Source organism: Aneurinibacillus tyrosinisolvens (assembly GCF_001015055.1).
GTDB lineage: Bacteria > Bacillota > Bacilli > Aneurinibacillales > Aneurinibacillaceae > Aneurinibacillus_A > Aneurinibacillus_A tyrosinisolvens.
The window spans coordinates 51,803-71,895 of record NZ_BBWZ01000023.1 but is presented as its reverse complement, the minus strand read 5'-3'; the positions used below and the strand labels follow the sequence as shown (position 1 = coordinate 71,895).

The 20,093-nt window shown below is 39.4% G+C and carries 16 protein-coding genes; 7 read left to right on the top strand and 9 right to left on the bottom strand.

Going from position 1 to position 20,093, the window contains the following annotated elements; translation table 11 throughout:
• The 9 genes from MBEAL2_RS18265 to MBEAL2_RS18225 all read right to left on the bottom strand — a co-directional run.
• Positions 1–1,050: replication initiation protein (locus MBEAL2_RS18265; protein WP_052947816.1), on the bottom strand; the 1,050-nt coding region annotated here is incomplete at its 3' end.
• 1,199 nt (positions 1,051–2,249) lie between these two features.
• Entirely contained in the window at positions 2,250–3,632 is a 1,383-nt protein-coding gene (locus MBEAL2_RS18260; protein WP_047153703.1) for a hypothetical protein, read from the bottom strand.
• Between the two features lie 123 nt (positions 3,633–3,755).
• Positions 3,756–4,100, bottom strand: a complete 345-nt coding sequence (locus MBEAL2_RS18255; RefSeq protein ID WP_047153702.1) for a hypothetical protein — start codon at positions 4,098–4,100, stop codon at positions 3,756–3,758.
• A 70-nt stretch (positions 4,101–4,170) separates the two neighbouring features.
• Positions 4,171–4,419: a DUF1292 domain-containing protein gene (locus MBEAL2_RS18250; protein ID WP_047153701.1), complete on the bottom strand. Its 249-nt coding sequence runs from the start codon at positions 4,417–4,419 to the stop codon at positions 4,171–4,173.
• Positions 4,416–4,904 (bottom strand): hypothetical protein, encoded by a 489-nt coding sequence (locus tag MBEAL2_RS18245; protein ID WP_047153700.1) that lies wholly within the window; start codon positions 4,902–4,904, stop codon positions 4,416–4,418. The genes MBEAL2_RS18250 and MBEAL2_RS18245 overlap by 4 nt, the downstream gene beginning before the upstream one ends.
• On the bottom strand, positions 4,898–6,058 hold the full coding sequence (locus MBEAL2_RS18240; RefSeq protein ID WP_047153699.1) for a replication-relaxation family protein: 1,161 nt from the start codon (positions 6,056–6,058) through the stop codon (positions 4,898–4,900). The genes MBEAL2_RS18245 and MBEAL2_RS18240 overlap by 7 nt, the downstream gene beginning before the upstream one ends.
• Positions 6,055–6,963: a hypothetical protein gene (locus MBEAL2_RS18235; RefSeq protein ID WP_047153698.1), complete on the bottom strand. Its 909-nt coding sequence runs from the start codon at positions 6,961–6,963 to the stop codon at positions 6,055–6,057. Before MBEAL2_RS18235 ends, MBEAL2_RS18240 begins: the two co-directional genes overlap by 4 nt.
• A 180-nt stretch (positions 6,964–7,143) precedes the next feature.
• Positions 7,144–10,368, bottom strand: coding sequence for a type IV secretory system conjugative DNA transfer family protein (locus MBEAL2_RS18230; RefSeq protein WP_047153697.1), 3,225 nt, complete (start codon positions 10,366–10,368; stop codon positions 7,144–7,146).
• Positions 10,369–10,563: 195 nt separating this feature from the next.
• A complete protein-coding gene (locus MBEAL2_RS18225; protein ID WP_047153696.1) occupies positions 10,564–11,949 on the bottom strand; it encodes a replication-relaxation family protein in 1,386 nt (461 codons plus the stop codon).
• A 943-nt stretch (positions 11,950–12,892) separates the two neighbouring features.
• Here MBEAL2_RS18225 and MBEAL2_RS18220 point away from each other — a divergent pair.
• The 7 genes from MBEAL2_RS18220 (at position 12,893) to MBEAL2_RS18190 (ending at position 20,081) form a co-directional block, all read left to right on the top strand.
• On the top strand, positions 12,893–13,261 hold the full coding sequence (locus tag MBEAL2_RS18220; protein ID WP_047153695.1) for a hypothetical protein: 369 nt from the start codon (positions 12,893–12,895) through the stop codon (positions 13,259–13,261).
• Between the two features lie 52 nt (positions 13,262–13,313).
• Positions 13,314–14,714, top strand: coding sequence for an FtsZ/tubulin family protein (locus tag MBEAL2_RS18215; RefSeq protein WP_052947815.1), 1,401 nt, complete (start codon positions 13,314–13,316; stop codon positions 14,712–14,714).
• Positions 14,715–15,257: 543 nt separating this feature from the next.
• The gene (locus tag MBEAL2_RS18210) at positions 15,258–16,334 is read left to right on the top strand and encodes a GumC domain-containing protein (RefSeq protein ID WP_047153694.1); all 1,077 of its coding nucleotides are present in this window, start codon (positions 15,258–15,260) and stop codon (positions 16,332–16,334) included.
• Between the two features lie 160 nt (positions 16,335–16,494).
• The gene (locus MBEAL2_RS18205; protein WP_152667839.1) at positions 16,495–16,755 is read left to right on the top strand and encodes a helix-turn-helix domain-containing protein; all 261 of its coding nucleotides are present in this window, start codon (positions 16,495–16,497) and stop codon (positions 16,753–16,755) included.
• Positions 16,755–18,239 carry a P-loop NTPase family protein gene (locus MBEAL2_RS18200; RefSeq protein ID WP_047153692.1) on the top strand — a complete coding sequence of 495 codons (1,485 nt, stop codon included), beginning with the start codon at positions 16,755–16,757 and terminating at the stop codon, positions 18,237–18,239. The genes MBEAL2_RS18205 and MBEAL2_RS18200 overlap by 1 nt, the downstream gene beginning before the upstream one ends.
• A 23-nt stretch (positions 18,240–18,262) precedes the next feature.
• Positions 18,263–18,934 (top strand): Flp pilus assembly protein CpaB, encoded by a 672-nt coding sequence (gene cpaB, locus MBEAL2_RS18195; protein ID WP_047153691.1) that lies wholly within the window; start codon positions 18,263–18,265, stop codon positions 18,932–18,934.
• 10 nt (positions 18,935–18,944) lie between these two features.
• The gene (locus MBEAL2_RS18190; protein ID WP_047153690.1) at positions 18,945–20,081 is read left to right on the top strand and encodes a nucleotide-binding protein; all 1,137 of its coding nucleotides are present in this window, start codon (positions 18,945–18,947) and stop codon (positions 20,079–20,081) included.
• Positions 20,082–20,093: the final 12 nt, after the last annotated feature.

Below are 20,093 nucleotides of genomic sequence, written 5' to 3'. Positions count from 1 at the left end.
GATTTTTCCGTGAAAGAAAATAAACTGTTTTATCTTCCTATTCATCTCTTGAATGGAGGTTAACGGATTCAATTCATCTTCTTCATTATAGACAACGGTTGGGTGTCCTGCATAATTCTCTTGGACCGCCTTAATAATATAGCCGCTGATATTATTTACATCATCATTCTGCTTTTTATCAAACACATATGTAAGGTTTTCTTTAACCCGTTCTTCCCCAAATTGCTCAATGAGTTTCTTGGCCTTTTCTGATTTTATCCCGAACCTTATCAGGAGTTCGTAAGAGTCATCTTTTAAGACAACAGGTTCGTTATCAGAAATCAATTTTCCGACGTTTTCTTTAGAATGAATATGAAAGGTAAGGCCCTCAACTTTTGCTCCCTTTTTATGTTCTTCGAATGTAAAGGAGATATCCGTTTTCTTGGAAATCTCATCCTGGGCTTTTTTCAGAATACGACTTTTAAAATGGCCGTACTGTTCATATTTCCCATCTTCAACCTCCAACTTATAACGGAGCTCGTCCACAGAAAAATTTCTTTTCCCTAACGATTGGAATCTCTTCAGCAACTCGAACATTCTGATAGAATATTTACTTCTGAGTTGCAAAACGTTCCACAATTTGTACTTCGTGTATTCTTTTCTTAATTGTAATAAGTACGGTCGAAGCTGAGGAGAAAACTCAAGTTCAACCAGACCTTTTCGATGATAATATCGGGAAGCTGACAGCCAGTGAACATGCAAGTCGGAATTCGTCTCTTTCTCTCGTATAACGATTTCCTTACGTTGCAGGCTTAAGATTACTTCCTTTACTTTTTTATAAAAATTTTTTTCCTGTATATCAAGCATGTCAGCTAAATCTTTTACCTTAAGGTAGTGAGTCTTAAAATCCTTGTCATCCGGTTGTATCAATGAGATTAAAGCCAGAATAACCCGCTGTTCCTGTAAGTTTAGATTTGACTGCGTATCTATCAGGGTGTTTGATTTGGTCACTACATAATTATCGGATATTTTGCTTACTTCTAATTCAAGTGTCATTTGTTCATACTCCATAACTTAAAACCTCCCGCAGCAACCCTCTTTATAACTATATAGTGTCACTCGTTCTAATTCCACTCCTCGAAATGTGATAGTTACTCAAAGAGCAGGATTCCGGTCTATTTATTGTAATATTAACTGTAATATAGCCAAAGAAATTGACCTTCTATACCCCTCTTTACTGAGGTTATACCTTCTAATGACTTCTTTTCTGAAATCCATGCAAAGATAACCACAAAATAACTCCTCCTTTTGTGATACTTTCAGTATTTATTACTGTTTTAGTCCCCTTTTTGTGATAGTTCACCCCATTTTGTGATATTTCAGCCGTAAATTATGCTCTTACTCCCTGTTTTGTGATACTTTTCCGGCCCGTTATACACAATTAACTCCGTGTTTTGTAATACTTTTGTTTAGAAGAAGCATTTTCTACTCCTTTAAATGTGATAGTTACAGAGAAAAACGTCTGGAATTACCGAAAAAGAAGTTTGGCAACGTATTTGGTTATGATGAATGCCCTCATACTCCTAAAAGTGTGATAGTTGACTCCTTTTTCTGTGATACATAGACATAAATAATTGGAATAACCGGAAAAGATGGCTCGGCAACGCATTTGGTTAAATTTAGAGCCTTACTAGTCCCTAAATTGTGATAGTTCTACTCCCTAAATTGTGATATTTTGATACAAAATAAGTAAGGCATAACCATGAAGAATTCTTTGGCAACGCATTTGGTTAAATGCATATCTTTAAACTCCTCAAATCGTGATATTTGAGCATAAAAAAAGCCGGAATAACCGGATATGCATGTTGGCAACCTGTTTGGTTAAATTTATAATTTTCATACTCCCAGAAGTGTGATACTTCTACTCCTCTAAGTGTGATAGTTGACTCCTCAACGTGTGATACGTTTACTCCCCAAAATGTGATGACTAACTCCTCTAAGTGTGAGAATTGACTCCTCTAAGTGTGATAGGCAGGTGCCATAAACCCTTGTCCTACTTGAGTTGATGATTACCTTAAAACAATAAAAACATATTTTAAAACAAAAATAGAAAAACAGTTAAATCATTATTATTAAAACAAACACAGTGTTGTCATTTTATTTACATATATATTTTTAAATTTTTTTTTAGAACTCTTGAAATAAAAAGCCTTTTTGCAGAAGAGAAAAGAAAAAATCCCACCAGAAGTAATTCTGACAGGATCCATTCATTATTCAAGTGTTCCTTCCCTCATAAGGACATAGTAATCGGTATTATCATGCATTTGCTCTTTATTCAGTTTGAAAGCAAAACCGACTTTGTGCACGCCTTGTACATCAATATTAATGTCTTTCGTTTCATCGTACCTTAATGAAATATCCTCAAAAGGTTGCCCGTCTTTATAAATGACAAGAATGCCTGTTTTTTCATTTGTATCTTTTTCGGCTTTGGCGGCACCAACAGGTGAATCAGGCTCTTCTTTGTGGATTTGCTTGGCTCGAATGGATAATTTCTTAAATTTATTACCTGTGACGACTTCGTATGGCAATAATGTTTCGGTATAGCCGTTAGTAGCCTGGGTAAATTCATTCGTGGCGTTGGCTTTGAAAATGAAGGCATTATCCGACATAAAATCATCTTTATTCTGCATGGAAGGTCTTTCTAACTTTGGTGAACCTTCATTCGAATAAAGAATGGGCAGATTTAATAAGATTTCTTTCGTATTCGTAATTTCTTTTCCGGTATTAACATCAATGAGGGTGGTCAGGCCTTCCCACGTAAAGCGAATCGCTCCATCCCCTTTCGAAACAGGAACTTTCGGCAGGCTAAAGGTAAAAGGGACATCCTTTTCAATGGAAGCAAAAAACTCGTCCGTATGATTATCAGTGAGTATGTCTCCTCTGTTTTTAAAGGAGAGGTTTGCGGTTGAGTTCTCAATTTTTTTATCTACTTTATATTTCACCCCGGCTGTAATCAACACTTGATTATCTTTCATTTCGATTTTTTTAATCTTCACCGTTTTTTCTTCATCTTCTAGTGTAATATTGGGAGTGAGGGTATGGTTTTGTAAATCTAGGGCTGGCGGAACCTTGACTGTTTCTTTGATAAGATTCCCTAATGTTATAGTCTGCTTATAGGTGTTGCCAACGGATACAATACTTTCGTTCAAAACATTAAAGTTGGTGTCTACTCTGGCAATTGTGGTCTTTTCTTCTAAGGGAACTGTGTAAATGAGGTAGGTGCTACCACCAGCAGGATACATGAATTCGGCATCATCAACAGAAACCTTATTACCGCTGCTGAGAATGGCATCGATATGTAAGTCGGTGCTATGAATGAGTTGCTGATAAATTCCGTCTACACGGAACACAAGATAAGCCTTACCTTCCTCTTTTTGGTTCTGCTCCCCTAAGAAAACGATTTTATCTTCTGCGGAACCGGCGATAGCGTTATCCCGTTTCGTAACCACCAATTGAGGGGTGATTGGGTTTTCTACAATTGCAGATTGTTGTACAGCTTTTGCTTCATCGTTACCACAACCTCCTATTACAGCTGTCATCGTTCCAAGCACGAGACTTACGGCGATTAATCGGCTCACTGCTTTCTTTTTCATCCTGTCCTCTCTCCTTCTTACCTTCTGCTTGAAATACTGTAAACAACGTCGTTATTCAATGATTTCACATAGGCTTTTCTATACAAAATGGGTTCTCCATCCTTAAAAATAAAGTGGGTCGGATCAAGAGATGCATGAAGGATATACTTTTTCATCTGCTTGTTTTCGATGACTTCCACCATGTAATAGCTGCCCTTCCTGACTTTTTTTAAATGTCCCTTCCTTTTCCTTTGCATTTTTCCTGGCATTTTCAATTTCTTTTTTTAGAGCCGCGCCGAGATTCACTAGTTTTGGCGCACTGCTATCTATCTTTTCTAATTTGGTTTCACTCTCTGCATAGTCCTGAGACTGTTGACCAGGCTTTGCGGAATTAGCAGTCTGACTTGATGGATTCGAAAACCAAATTAGTTTCACCGCACCAAAAATACAAAGGAGAAGTAAGGCCCCAATCACAATTTTCTTTTTCATTTTTTCTTCCTCCTATACTAATGTTTAAAATAAAAAAACAGGCAGCAGCGTCGGCCGCTCCTGTCACGATTTAGTCAGGTAAATTTCGAAATACCTCCACTGCACTCTGAAATTCCGCTTCCGTTTCGATCTCATGCAATTCCTCTGAACCATCATGTTCAACAATTTTTAGTATGCAAAGTGTATCGGTATCTTCTTTTCGAAGAACAGCATAGTGAGATGTTGCGATGAAAAAGGTACGGACAAGTTTTGCATCCATGTATTCTTCCCGCATTGTTTCATCACATAGTAGTACTTCAAGAGGTGTGCTTTCTGTCATATTCCTTCCCTTTCTCTCTTTATGTAGTGGTATTTCATATAGACTTTCATCATCGTTTCACTCGAACAATAACCAAGCTCCACCAATTGAAGTGAAATGGAATAAAATGCATCGGTAGAGAGGTCAAATATGGCCTGTAAACGAGAAGTGGTAATATCGTTGCCTGTAGATTGTATATAAAGTAATTCAATCACTAAGGCATGAGCAGGACTGTTTTTCATGCCTTTTTGTTCCACTTGTTGCAGCAGATTCAAGTAATCCGGATTATTTAAACGGGCTTCTAGTGCCTCATAAATTTCATTAGCTAGGGAAAGCGGTATTTTAAAAGGGAAAATGATAAAATCCATAAAACGACTTAAAGAAATATTGTGATTTTTTAATTTTAAGTATTCGTAAAGGGAGTCAAGGGGCATCTCGAAGTGAAGGATACCCCATAGCTCTTTGCTTAAGCCTTCATATAAGTCAGCGTGTTCATACATTACCATTCGTCGTCTAAGTCCTCTTCTTGAATATTTGCAGACATTTGTTCTAAATAAGCGGAGGCAGTCATCCCGCTGTATCCTTCTTGAAGGAAAGAAACAGATGAACCTTTTAACTCTTTGTTCTCTGTGTTGTAGTGCAAGAATGTATTAATATTTAGCCCGTTGATTAATCGTTCATCGGTTGTAAATAGAATGGGTACCGAAGGCATGTAACGTGCAGCCAATTCAGCCAGGAAAGGAACCCGTGAATCACCATCTGCGATCATAATGAGCCTTACGGGACGACTATTATCATTCAATTTTGTATAAGCCGTTTCAATTCGCTCGAAACGAATTCTTGTACGATTTAACCATTCTTTAGAAGGACGAACAACTTCTACCCAGAAAGAACGTAGGGACTCATGAGCATCCTTAATGACTTCCACTGTAGCACCCGGGAAAAAATGAGAGCCATCAGGAAGCGGAATATGCGGCGTTCTCTGCCATGAAACTAAGCGGTCAATCCGTTTTAACTCGCAATATAGTTCATTCATCGCAAGATCCACGAAGAACGGTATCATTGTTGGGCCCATTCCATTAGGGAAAAGAGTCGGGATAAAGGTAAATCCGTTTGGTATATTACGGTGAAAAAGTTCCGCTGCTGCGGTAATGCCAGGACGGGTTAAACCATAAACGATGGGCTTTTTACGTCCATCGTTTAATGGGGTTATCCAAGATAATGCGGTGAGCACCCCTCGATTACGATTCCGCTTAAGAAAAGCTTTGATGACATCCTTTCCGGGTTCGTCTGGAAATACCGCCCGTACAATCTGTTTTGTCGTGGCTAACCTATGCTCAATCAGAAAATGGAGCAGAGAGATTTCCCTTTCGGTAAAACTATTATCCATTGTTTTCATGTCTAGCCAATGTCTGCCAGAAGAACTGGAAGTTGGACCGTCAACATATTTTAAAGTTGCGTAAGGATCCGAATATAAGCCGAAATAATTGCCGTCAGGTAACAAATAGTCATAGATATCGGCCGGACAAGCGCTGCCCTCATAAGGATTTGAATTTGCCCGTTGGGGCAACACTTCCAGATAAGGATTACCTGGAAGTGTTTCTGTCTGAGTGTCGGCACTTGGTATGTACCGGTCCAGTTCTTTAAAAGGATTGTTCATCGAACATACCCTCTATGAAAGGATGTATTGTTTTTACCGACGGCCTTACGCGGAACGATAATTAAAGCGGTGATACGACGCTCTTTTTGTTCGATTCTTGTAATTTTTACGTTTACTCTTTCCCCAAGCTTTAGTGTCGTTGGGCAATTTGGCGGAAAGTTGCATCGAATCGTTAATCCTGGCACCAGCTCTACAAAAATACCGTAATCCGGGTGAATTCGTGTGATATGTCCGATGTATGTCGCTTTTTCCTTGTAATTGACCACTTGCTGCCACGGATCCGGCTTTAATTCCTTAGCGCTTACCTCAAGGTATCCATTTTCACCAGCAATTTTTTCCTTGCCACCTTCTGTGTACGACTGGTTTGGTTTTGCAATTTTCTTGAGAAGTACATCGATGCGGTCGCCAATTTCAACTTCTTCTCGTAAATCTTCAACATAGGTGTGACTATATTCAGTGCGGTATAGCGTAACTGGAATGCCATCAACCAGAAGGTAAAGGTTATATGGGTCTACTCCTCGTACAAATGCCGAATAAATTTCATGTTCTTTCGCCCTTGTAAAGAAACGCTGAGATAAAGACTTAAGCGCCTCGATCCGATTCGCAATGAAAATATGGGCTTCAATATCAAAGGACGTAACGATGAACTCGAATTCCTTCCCTAAGAAGAACGTCATTCCTTTGAAGTTATAATTATCGATAAAGGCTTTAGGCAGATATCCATAAATGCCATCATAATCAAGCTTTAAGCATTCAATTGGTTTCTCGCCTTTCTTGATCGTGATATCCTCAAGACCTACTGCGGTTGCTACAAGTACCTTTTTACTTTTGGCAGCCTCTTTAATGTCGGCCCAGGCGCGTGCCTCTCTGCTAATTTGAATTTCATGTGCTTCTGCGTAATTCATTTGGTTTGCCTCCTTATTTTTGGGTAAAAAAATAGCACCTCAAGAAAAACAGGGTAATCCTGTCTACTTGAGGTGCTTCCTCGTATAGTCTCAATATTAAATTTAAACTCTCAAAAAAATAGGGAATTTATTCTTACAAAGAATTGTACAAGGTGTTACACAAACTGTCAATCAGATTATTTAAATACCTTTTTCTTCTTCAATAACTAAATCCGTCGTGTAAGAGGCAGCGGCATGTCTCTGTTGAGGTGGAACTGTATTTTTAACTGGTGGCTCGTTAGTTTCAGTGACCGGCTCTTTCTCTTTGTTAGGATTCTCAGGATCCGTCGCCGTTGTTCCATTTGATTGAGGAAGATTCCAAACAAAATCTTTAAAAACATCAGGTGTATCCTCCGATTTATGCTCTGGTGCCTCATCATTCTTATCGGTTCCCTCGCTAGATTGACTCGCTGAGGTTTGCTCACCTTCATGCGGTTCTAACTCTTTTACTTCTTTACCTACTGCTTGAACCAAACCTTGAACAGTTTTTTCTTGTTGTTGATCCATACGAGAATGTTCAGCTGTGAATCCATCGTCTGTATGCTCTGCATTTTTAATATGTTCAGAAACATCCTCTCCCTCTTGAGAAGTGGTTGTAGTTGCCTCTCCGATATTTTTGTTTGGAATATGAATACCAAATGCTTCATCGAGGTTATCGGATGGATTGGCATTTGCAGCCGCTTCTATATGCTCCTGATCAGCAGGTGGATTCGTATTGCTTGCTGCTTCATTGTTCGAATCAGACGGGTTTGCAGTCAGGTTATTACCATCGTTTGTTTGAGACTCAACCGTTCCTGGTTCGGTGTTCGTTGGTATGCTGCCCTCCTCGTTTCCTTCTGTACTCTTAAACGTATTATTCATGGGGTCATCGTTCGTTGAATTGTTGACCACTGTATTTTTCTCATTGCCATTTTCGTCAAGAGTAGGTTGCTGTTCGTTGATGGTATCTTGTTTTTTGTTCGGGATACCGCTTTGCAACGTAGTCGAGATGGCTTGTTTGTAATAATTGAGGTGGGATCCCACTGAAAATGGTTTATCACTCTCGGATGATAATTCTCCCTTCCCTACATCCACAAATTTACTTATATATTTTGTCTCACTCACAAATTTACCTACAGCATGGACAGGCGGTTGAATCGAATTGTTTTCATCAATTAACTGGATGATGAAATTTTTAAATGGCAACTCCATGATGTACGTAGGAGAAAAACGGGCAACAAGGCTCCGCTGTGTATTGTGTCGGAATCCCCATGTCTGATTTTCCACGGTAACAGGTGTGGTGGACTCATTTAAGCTCTCTTCAATTTGATATTCTTCACCAAATTGTTCTGAAAACCACTGGTTATCGTCTTTTTCTCCTCCACCAAAGACCGTTTTATTACGGGCATTAGATTTGATTACCTTGTCATAGCCAGGCCTTACACTATCGAGTTGTCCTAATGATTGCAGGGCAATGAGTGTTCCTACTCGGTAACTACGGCCCAGCGTTAACATGCGTTCGAAAGCCTCATTGATGTACAAGGGAAACTCGTCAATTGTAAAGAAAATAGGGATACGCTTATACCCTGTTGGTTTGCCGTTTTCATCCTCCTCTGGCGGTCTACGGAAAACAGCAGATTGGAATTGACGTATAAAGAATTGTCCGAAAAGCAACGACATTTCATCGAGGGTTCCAAGTGCAGTATTGACGAGCAATATGCCGCCTTCTTCAAGAAACTTGTCTAAATCAAGTGTCTCTTCCCCTTCTTCCGGTATAAAAAGTTGGGAAAGAAGTTGGTTCATCGCCAATTCATTGAGATATTTCTTCCCGCCTGTAATATAAGCGTCCTTTTTGCTTTCTACCTGCTGTCTACCAGCATAACGGTGTCCGGCCGGATACATTAACGGCTGCTCTACCCCATCTCTACGGAAGGTTTTATAGGATAATACTTGGTCCTCGAAATAACGTACCACTCCATCTTCTGTTGCCAATTGAAATTGGCGTTCCTTAGTGGTTGCTGGATTACTCATCTCATCATCAATTCTGGTACGTAAACGTTCAACGATTTGCGCTAAGAAAGCAGGATCGGTGAACATTTGCTGCAAATGGCGGATATCAAGGTTATCTCTACCATTATCATTGAAAAAGATTTTACCGAGTAATACGTAAAACCCGGCTATTTCCTCTTGTTGTCCCTTGAAAAAGGCATCTTGATCACCAGCTAATGCATTTAAGGTACCTTTGAAGGTTTCAGCTACTTTGGACATGTCCGGCCCACTTAAGGGGTTAAATTTGACAGACTTAGCCAGGTTGATAGGGTCAACAACTTTGATTTTACTGTCTGGAATGCCTAATTTCTTGGCAAGTTTCAATACATCAGAAACAAGATCGCCTTTCGGCTCCAAAATCACGACGCCCATTTTTTGACCGCGGGCAATGCGGATTAAATCCTGCACAATACGGATTAGAATGGCCGTACTCGATTTTCCTGAGCCGGTAGCCCCGCATATGAGCTCGTGGAGCATGCGGTTCGTTTCTTTGATGACGATAGGCTTTTTGTTCTTTTTATCCCACCCTACAATGACATCGCATTTGCCATCAGTGAGATTAAACGATTGACGGGCAAGTGGGGAAAATTCCCACGTTTCATATTGCTTGCGTAAGTCCTCGTTTTGATAGAATTCTTTTCCTGTCATGTAGATGCCATATAAACAGAGAAACACCGGAGAATACAAAAGAATATATCCAAAACTCTCCATCGAACTTACAACAAGAAACGGTTGAGGTGTATGGATACTGGCGAAGAAGTCAAACATGTTTGTATCAATATACCAGCCTATAAAACCACAGTACATGCACATGAAAGACAGGGAACAAATGGCTAAAGCGATATTCCTTCCCTTCAATGATTTCCATGAGATGATGGTTTTATATCCCTTTGTAATTGGTTGAGTGATGGTTGTGTAACACCAGGTAAAGACAGGAATGAGCGTGATAAAGAAGAAAGCCCAACTACTATCTAACCGGTCTATTGGAATAACGAACGCTCCAAGTAAGGCTGTCAACCAGAAAGGAGGATGGTTCATGAATAAACTCAAGGCTGATATGGCACTTCCGTCTGAATGGTTTAGGTGCGATAAATAAATCATCAAACCTGAATATCCTAAAAGGAAACTGAGAAAAACACAAACTAGGCTGGCGACAGTATGGAAGTATAAACGATACCACTCCAACCATTTCTCTCGCTTCTGGATTCGCCATGTTCGGTACTGAGCTGGCGTGAATACAGAAATCGTTTTGTTGGCTCGTTTCTTCCGTTTCTTCTTCTCCGTTATTGGCTCGGTTGGCTCCTGGGTAGTGAGCGGCTGTTGTTCTGCTTCTGCCAAATGGATTCCTCCCCTATTTAATTTTGATAATGAATGAATCAAGCAAGAATGATTTGAAAACCCCTCCTTTTAAACGCAAAAAAGCACCAACGATACACAGTTATCCCGTGCTCGTGGTGCTTCCACTTCGATAGATTAATAAGTTATTTTAGTTTTCATTATACGGCAGAATGTTTTTCTTGAAAAGATAAAATTCTACTTGTAAATGAGTGGATTAGATAACTTAATCTGTTCTCCGCTGACCAATGACCAATGAGGATCGTCTTTTATGTTTAGAACATAGCCCTGATTTATTAACTTTTCTGCTGATTCGTTATCTGCCAAAGATTCGAGTGGAACTGGAAGATAGTTATTATCAAAAGTAATAAAGACAGGACGGATTGTTTTAATATGTGCAAAGCTTTTAGCGTATTTTGCCTGGATGCTTTCGTACTTCTTGATAAAATCGTAAAAACGTAGAATTCCTCGCGTTTCACAACCATTTGAGCGTTCGAAAAGGAACAATACGCTTTCCTGATTGCTCTGCTGTGCGACTGTAAATAGTGCATTGGTTCCCCAATCAATCCCGTTTTCTTTCTTGAAAGTGTTAAGAGATTGATACTGCAAATAGGGCTGTATTTTTTTTGCAAACATGCCGATCCGCTCATGATTATGTTTTTCTTGAAGGATTACCCGCTCCACGTGATTCAATGGTGCATAAATGAGATTTACCTTTGTCGCCCATTTAGCCATTGCGGACGTAAATGCAGCTGATATTGTTTTCCATCTGCGCTTGATGGGAGATTCGTGGTCCCGTTCATCCGTTACAAATAGAATGGCTTCCGGTAGTTTCTTTATGACTTCTTCTCCTACCTGTTTTTCTAGGTAATCAAAGTAGCGGGCATATCCTTCAAACTTACTTTTTAATTCCTCAAAATATTCCGTTCCTCTGTCGATTTCCACGTAATAGCTTTTAAGGATCGGTTCAGGTATACCTTCTTCATTTGCTTGTTCTACCGTCATCCTAAACTCTGCATCTGGACGGAACACGTAATTTTTTTCATCGTCTACAATCTCGCCCTTTTGTGTTAAAGTGTACCGTCGGGTAGCAAATCGGTTATCTCTGTATTGAATGGAAAATGTAGGATGGTTTACACGAATGAAATTCAATTGCAAGAAAAATTCAATCAACAAAAGATGATGTTGAATCCGCCCTTTTGGGGGACGTTGAAGGTCATAGGGAAAATCGCCGTACTTATTTTCGTATCCATCGGCTTTAAGGTCTGGGTCAATCTTAAGCATGTATTTCGAAAGTTCAGTCCCATCTTTGGTTAGAGAATACATTTTTAAAAATCGGCCTTGAAATTCTACAGGGTCTACCTGTAACAATCCCTCCTTTTTCATCATTCGCAATACGGAAAATAAGTGGTTCAAGCGTTGGGGTCGTTCCCTACTTTTTAGAGATTTTATAAAATTGGGCGGGTATTCGGCTGGAAATATCGCAGTAAGAAGCTGTTCGGCGGTTGCAACCCGATGAAGGTAAAGCAATTCTAATATTGGAACGAATCTTTTAGAAATTCTTATTCCGTTTACATCGATCATTTTTACACCCTCTTTTTCGAGTAGATAAAGTAAACCGGAAGGTACCAAATATACTCAGCATTCACGGATAAAATTTTTACTAGCACAAATTTACAAAGAAAAACGTTGATTTGACAAGGTTTTTTTGAAAAACTGTTTAGATAGTCAGTTTTGCAGTAGGGGTTGATAGTACAATCAATATGTAGTATAAGGCTCACTATCGTACTCTACTGTAAGGCGTACTATCAATGTTCACTATCAATGCCTACTATCCACATTTGCTATCATGTTTTTAAACAAGCATTTTATCGTTTTATTACGCAAAGCCAGCGTTTCTCTCATACCTGTAACGGACTGGTTCATGGCAAATCAAACGATTGGTTGCCTCCAAAACAATCCTCTTTGCGATGATATAAGATAGCCAATCCAACTTCCCTGGTACAGTCCCGAATTACGCCCCCTTATCTCTTTATCCATCTGTACTCCGCGATTATTTCAGCATGAATTAGAAATAATTCATAACAATTCATGGTACATAAATACCCTCTTAATCATAATGAGCATCCCCCTACACTGCCAAAATAGCTGTAACTCCCCTCTCTTTCAAGAATTATCAAGTGATTAATCTGGTACATCGTGTGGGACATTTAAGAATTTCAAATTATTTATAAACCGAAATAAACCTAGCGAATTATTGATAGTCATTCAGAATAATTTATTAAGAGCTTCGGTACAACCTTTAATTGTAAAATATTAGGTTTATCAGCGTCTATTAACATCCATAAGATTCTTATAGCAACCGTAAAAGCGGCTATTGGATTCGATATCAGCCGCTTTTATATGGTGACAAGTGGTAAAGTTCGTGATATATTGTTGCTAATAGCGACGATGCTAAAAAAATCCATATTATATAAGGTTTTGTTGGCTTAATGCCTAACCGCCAAACGTTGGGGGTGATGAATGTATGACGCAAATGCCTAAGTATTTTCCGAATATGAAGTTGGATGGGGGGAAAATATACCGAAATATAAAAGAGGCGATTGGGGATGCTGGCTGGCTTCTAATGACGATTAAAAAGCTAGAAGAACAAGGTTCTCATGAAACAAAAGAGAGATTAAAAGTTCTTGTAAATGAATGGTTCCGACAAGGGGAAGGTCGAGATTTAATCACTTCCCGTCACACTCTTGATACGGCCCTGGCTAAGTTGGAAGGTGCTGGACTAATCTATACAAAAGAGCATGGTCGAGCACGATTGTATTTTACAACGGAGCAAGGAAGAGAGTACATCGAATACATGACGGCTCTTGCCGAGTTGATGGAGTCAGATACATAGAATCTTTAACTAACTATGAGAAATGATTAAGATAAATTGGAGGTAATGATTCATGGAGATTAAACCAGCTGATAGCGCAGTTGAACCAATCTTATTTGACGAGGAAGAGGTTAAATTAAGTCTGAAATTCGGCTTTCTCGGTCTTGGTATGGGTGGCTGTTCGATTGCTGCTGAGTTTGCAAAAATTCGTACAGGTACAAAGAATAATCTTTATCCGTATTCGGTTGGTCTTGTTAATACTAATATGGGGGATTTTGCAAAGATTCCTTCCCTTTCAAATGCTACTGAATTAAAGTTATCCGGTTATGAAAAAGGTGCGGGAAGAAATGTAATTCTGGGTGAACAAGCATTTGTAGAGAATGTAGACAATTTGCGCCCGTCAATTGAACGGATTTTTCAGGACCGTGAGTTTGTATGGATTATATCTGGATTAGGTGGAGGAACAGGCACCGGTGGTGTTATTCCGGCAGTAGAAATGATGTATGAAATGGGTTTTGCTGGACGAGTTGGACTTATCCTTACTCTTCCACGCAATAAGGAAGGCCGACAAGTGATTGAAAATGCCCTCGCAAGATTGCAACTCATTATTCAGGCTGTTGAGAGCAAGCAATTGGGTTCTGTCCTGTTTGTTGATAATGAAATGCTATTTCAACGTTTCCTCCATGAAGATCCTAACATGAGTGAAGAAGATTATCTGGTTAAAAGCAATCGATTCATCGCTCAAACACTTCATCGGATGAATGCTGTTTCTGCTTCTGCACCATATGGAGCTTTCCACTTCGATAGTTCCGAATTCTTAAAAATGCTATCTACACCAGGCGTTCTCTCTATCAGCTGTGCCGAAATTGGAAGTAACAGCATTGATCTTGAGCGTATTGATAGTTATGTCACTCCTTTCGAGGAGTCCATCCAGAGTGGCTTGCTTTCCACGGGATACGATTTAGCGACTGCTGAAAGAGCAGCGACTAGCATCATTACTAGAAAACAAGTTGCTGATCGAATTTATAAGCTATCATTTACGAATCAAATTGAATCCATTCTTGATAGTTATGCGCCAACCGCAACAGAAAAGCCGGTTTCGACTTATGTGGCCGATGTAAAGAAAACATTCAATCAAGATAAAAGCCACGTGGTTTATATGTTCTCTATCTTTGGTGGATTAGATTGGCCTCAAAGGGTTTCTGAATTGTACGATTTGCGTGAGGAGCTTCTACAAGCTGAGCGTACTCGCAAAAAAAGTGATGTTTTCGCTAAAATTTCTAATATGCAAATTGAGACACAACCTGAAAAGCCAATAACCGGCAGTCCGTTTGGTAATAGAACCGCAGCCCCTAGTCCATTCGGTAACAGGGATACATCGGCTAGTCCGTTTGGTAATAGAACCGAAACAAATTCTAACAATGATGATAATGAAAGTCCTTTCAAAAAAACTAGAAGTCCATACTCCTCATAATAAAATAAGCCCCTGCATACTTCATGCCAGGGGCTTTCCTATATTTTTTCATTAAACGCCAACTTTCTCCTGCATAATTTGGTCATTTTCTCTCTATTAGCATTTGCTTTGCTACCGTTCAAGTTGAGTAAGATTTTAAATCAAACTTATTTACCTAAATTAAATTTTAATTTGAGTTTATTTAAGCCCCGGGAAGCATGGTTTTCACATTAAAAATCAATTCGTTTCTATTTAGCTAAATTATAAATAATTGGAGATAGATATAAATAATTATGATGCGAAACTGTAGTGTGTTCGCTCTTATTTTCAAATTAAAAAACGATTTGTCTTTATTTAATTAAATTATAAATAATTTGAGATAGATATAAATAAACATGACTAATTTCAACTAACTATAAATTATAATTAATAGATTTACCTTAGTATATTCAAATAAAAACGGAATTATGATTAAATAAAAGTATGCCAGTCACCATGCCAATAGACGTAGTAGGTAAATAACTTCAAATAAAAAATTGATTTGATGAAAAAGGGGGGAAGGCTATGGCAGAGCACGCGAATAAAAACGTTCCTGGTACCGAAATAGAGGTGCTGAGTCCTGAAAAAGTACAGAAGCGTGACCGTATGCGTCAATTGCTCGAAGCCCATTTTCAGGATTCAGTATTATACAAACTCTATGAAAAAAAGGGCAGGCTTCATGAGCTGTTCACGGCAAATATACTGGATATGGATGAATTCGGAGAGTATTCTTCGAAAGAAGCGGCAGCTATTTGTGAGGTAGTAGATTACACCATAAATAACAGACGGTCTGCACTGGTTGATTATGTTGATCCGAAATACAGGCAAATGAATTCGAAAAACTGGAAACATGATTATGTTTCGGTGTTTAAATTAAAGATGATTATTGGGTTAACAGGGCAAAATGGGGATTATTCGCTAAGGCAGATTAAGGCCATGCTATATGGAGACTTAGAAGAAACAACGGAGATTCCACAAACAGAAGTAATGCATCAGATGTTTGCTCAAATGAAAAAGTATTTCGAGGATACTCAAGACATGTTCGAAAGAAATGAACAGCTTCTCTTGGATTCCCCAATTAGCGATTTGCAGGAAAAGGTAGAGGTATTGGAAAACCAACTCGCTGAGCAAATGGAGGAACGCGAAAAGATAGAGAAAGCTAATCAAGAGCTCATGCTTGTAAAAGAAAAATGCAATGAAATCTACGACTTGATTAATGACCCTCAATCAACCGTTCTTGAAAAACAGGAATTGATACAACGTTATGATACCCTGGTGGAGTCCTATCCTGACCATCGGGATCTCATTATGAATTACCACACTTATGCTGTTAACAAAGTTTCGGCTTTGAAAGAGTTATCGGATAAAGAGTTAAAGCATCAAGCAAAAGAATTACATAATAAAGTTATGAATGAGTCCATACCGGTTGAACAAAGAAATCGGGCAATGGATGAATTGGAAAAGTTATTTAATGATCATCCCGATCATCAGGAGAAACTTTATCATTTGCTTTATGATGCTAAGACAAAACAGCGTCTTTCCAGGCAGGAACCAGCGCCGGAAAAACCAAAAGGTATCTTTGCTAGATTGTTTGGAAGATAACTTTCAAAAAACGTTTGACACTTACTGGCAAGATAATATATGATAAATTCAAATTTAAAACGACGTGAGCAACAAAGTATATGGGAAGCACCCATTTATCTCTCTTACAGGGGGGATAGGTGGGTGCTTTTTTGCGTGTGCTTTGGGAAAGGAGCCCGTTTTGCTAGCTTATCTATTGTCTGACATTGAAAGGGAACGCAATTTATTCCCAATGCCTAACCCTGAGATTAAACCGCATGAAGTTATGCAGATTTATCGGAAGAGGAAAAACATTACGCAACTAAAGATTGCTCTTTTCATCCATGCTTCACAAATCCATGTAAGTCGCATTGAGCGAGGAATTACAATACCTGACGAATATGAAAAACGAAAAATTGAACAGCTGTTGGGCGTGAGGATTTGGAACAGGGAGGGTGTGTGATGCAAACTCAAGTGCAAAAGAGAATACTTATTGCTTTGCCTAATGCTGCATTTGCAGACAGGTTAAAGAAGTACATTGAGACGAAAGGTTTTACTGTTGTTGATACGGTTGTCATTTTTGAGCACTTAATTGAAGCGATTGAAAATTGCTTTTATAACGGGTCAACGCTCGACGGATTAATCATAGCCAGTGAAATAGCTAAAAAAGGGACGGAGAAAAATTTAGAGTTGCTGTCTGACACGCTCTTAACCATCCGTAACCGATATAACTTTCCTGTCGTATTTCTCTCCGATGAACGAATCGGTCATCCGTTATTAGCGGAGCTGGTCAATATGGGGATTTACGATATTATCCTACGTGATGATGCAAATACTTCGCTGGATGTTAATACGATGATGCAAGCCTTTATTCAGCCAACACCCTTTGCGTCAGCGATGAAGTTCCGAGAAGTAGATACCACTATACAGTGGAGGAAATTTTATAACGCTGGGCATGCATTAACCGTCACCATAAAAACGGAGAACGGAGAAAAACTTCCGAATAGTCCTATTATTCAGGAAAACATTGTCGTTAAAGAAGTACCGGTTGAAGTGGTGAAGGAAGTTAAAGTCGAGGTTCCAGTTGAAAAGGAAGTCATTCGAGAGGTCGAGAAGGAAAGGCTTGTAGAAAAATTAGTGGAAGTACCCAAAGTCATACCGATTCCACCAAAGGTAGTCGCTGTGGTCAGTTTATATCCGCAAGTTGGCTCTACATTCTTCACCGATAATTTTTCTCTATACCTATCTGAACATAACGTACCTATTGGCGTAGTGGAAACTAATATCGAGATGCCTATTTGGTCACAGATGCTTGATGGTTTTGCTAAACGGCCTCATGACTGGAAACCGTGGATAACACAAGTCAAAAACAACGGGAGTATCCGGCAAGAAACAGCATGGCAGCATGAAAATATTTATTACATGCCTATTGGAGAAAATGCGCTAAATGAAATTTCCGATGAAGATGCATTACGACTTTTCTACCTAACCAAAAATATTCCTGTGATGTTTGCTGATATTGGTTCGGCATTAGATTCTCCGATATCCCGTGCTGCCCTGGCTCAAGCTGATGAAGTTTGGTTGGTTACAGCTCCGGATCCTATTCAAATTAATATCCATATGGAGAAAAAAATAGGAATCCTAAAAAGACAAGCTCCTAATGGACATATTCACTTAATCGGTAATAAGTGGTGTGAAACGATAGAGGAATACGTCACACCCCTCATTATAAAAGAACAAACTGGCTTTGAAATGATAGCAACCATTCCTGAAATGTCGCATCTCACTTTACCTTCCGCTTGGACAGGAGAGAAAGTGATTAAAACAGAGAGCGGGAATGAGTTGTTAGAAGAACCGTTTCGGTCATTATCAGAGCGGATTCTACCAGAGCAATTTATCCGGAACAAACCGGAGAAAAAGCGATGGGGTTGGTTTTCTAGTAAATAAAGTAAATGTAGGAGGGTGTTGTTTTGAACAAAAAGAACAAACGCATTATTTTATCAGCCGTTGGCGCTGTAGTTGGCTCTTTAGCCATCTTTTCAAGTGCCACGCCAAGTAATGAGCCTGTAAAAGTGCTTGCGGCTTATGAACTAAAGAATAATGTGCCAATTGATAAGAAAATCACGGAACAAGATATTAAGAAAGTAGATGTCAAAGAAACAGAAGTGAAAGATTGGATGGTCCGTGATGCATCAGAAGTGGTTGGGAAGCATGCAAAGGTTGATATGTATGCAGGTGAACAAATTCGTAAGGATCGTCTATCTGACAAAGAAGTTCTTAAGTTTGCCCCTGACGAACGTACCATGAACATTGAGGTGAACCTTGCAAGAACAGCGGGATTACCTAAACCTGGTGATCGAGTAGATATCATGGCTGCCGTTCAAAAAGGAGATGCGAATAACCCTGTTATCCAATCTTCACTTGTTATGCAAAATGTCTATGTAACCAAAGTCATGACGAAAGAAGCACAGGATATGAAGGAAAAGAAACCGGACGATACAGATACAAGAACTTATGTACCTGCTTTCGTTACGGTTAAAGTCTCCGTACAGCAAGCGGTTGTATTAAATGCCCTGGCAGGAAATGAAAAAGTGAAATTACGTCTGTTAGGCCGCACATTTGCTAGTAAGAATATCCAATAGGAGGGGAGAAATGACGGTGAAGATCGCTATATTATCGAAAACAGCGAATATCGGCAACAGCGTAGCGGATTTTCTGTCCCGCTATGACACGATTGTTTATACAAATTCCACCGATATTGCAGAAGAAAAAGTTCTCCTTTCCCTCTTTAATTTTAAGGAAAGTGAAGTGCTGGAACATCTGGAACGGCTCAAACTGACTGGAAAAGATTTTGTTGTTATCCTACAAGACTATGAGCTGAATCGATGGGAACAAAAATTCAATAGTGAACGAGTGAAGTTCATTGTTAATGGGCAGGATGAAATTTCGACACTAAGTGGATTTTTAGATGAAGTGACAAAGCTTGAAAGGACCCGCCGTCGTTCGTTTGTGGCTGTTCAACCGGTGGGTGGTTGTGGAAAAAGCTTGGTTTCCACCTATCTTGGAAAAAGAGCAGCAAAAGACCAGAGAATTCGCATGATTGATTGGGACTCTATCTCGCCTTCACTCCACAATTACTTTGAGGGAAAAGCGGAATCGAACGATTTAATCCTGGCATTGAGTCACCTTCGTAATCGTATTCCTTTTGACATGAGTGAGTATGAAACCGAAGTAGAGAAGAATATTATCGCTACAAATATGTCGCTCAATTATATGGAAGCAAGCAAATGGTTGCCTGAACATTTTCTTCACCTCTGGGATTACTTCCAAAAGCAACCTGAACAAGTCGCCTTTTATCAGATTTCAAACTACCCAATGTTCATTCCATCTGCGGTTGCTTTAATGAGGGGTACAGACATTATTCTCCCGATTCGAGCTGAACAGCGGGTGATTGAACCGGCCAGGTACTTCGTTGACTGGCTGAGAAAAAACCGCACAGACGATATGCCCCATATTCATGTAATCGTCAACCATTATAACGATAGTGAAGCTCCAATTTCATTAGATGATATTGCTAAAACATTAGGAGTCCCGGTGGAACATTCCTTGCCTTATGTTGAAGAGATGGGTGCTGCCGTTGTTAGTGGTGAAGCAGTGGAAGGAAAAGGCTCACGTTCTGTTCGTAAAGCGGTTGAAAAACTTGAAGCATTCTATGAAAGCTTGGCGATTAACGTGGCTGAGGGAGCAGAATCAGATAAAAAGAAAACATTTGCCTTCTGGCGTAATTAAAAATTCAAGGAA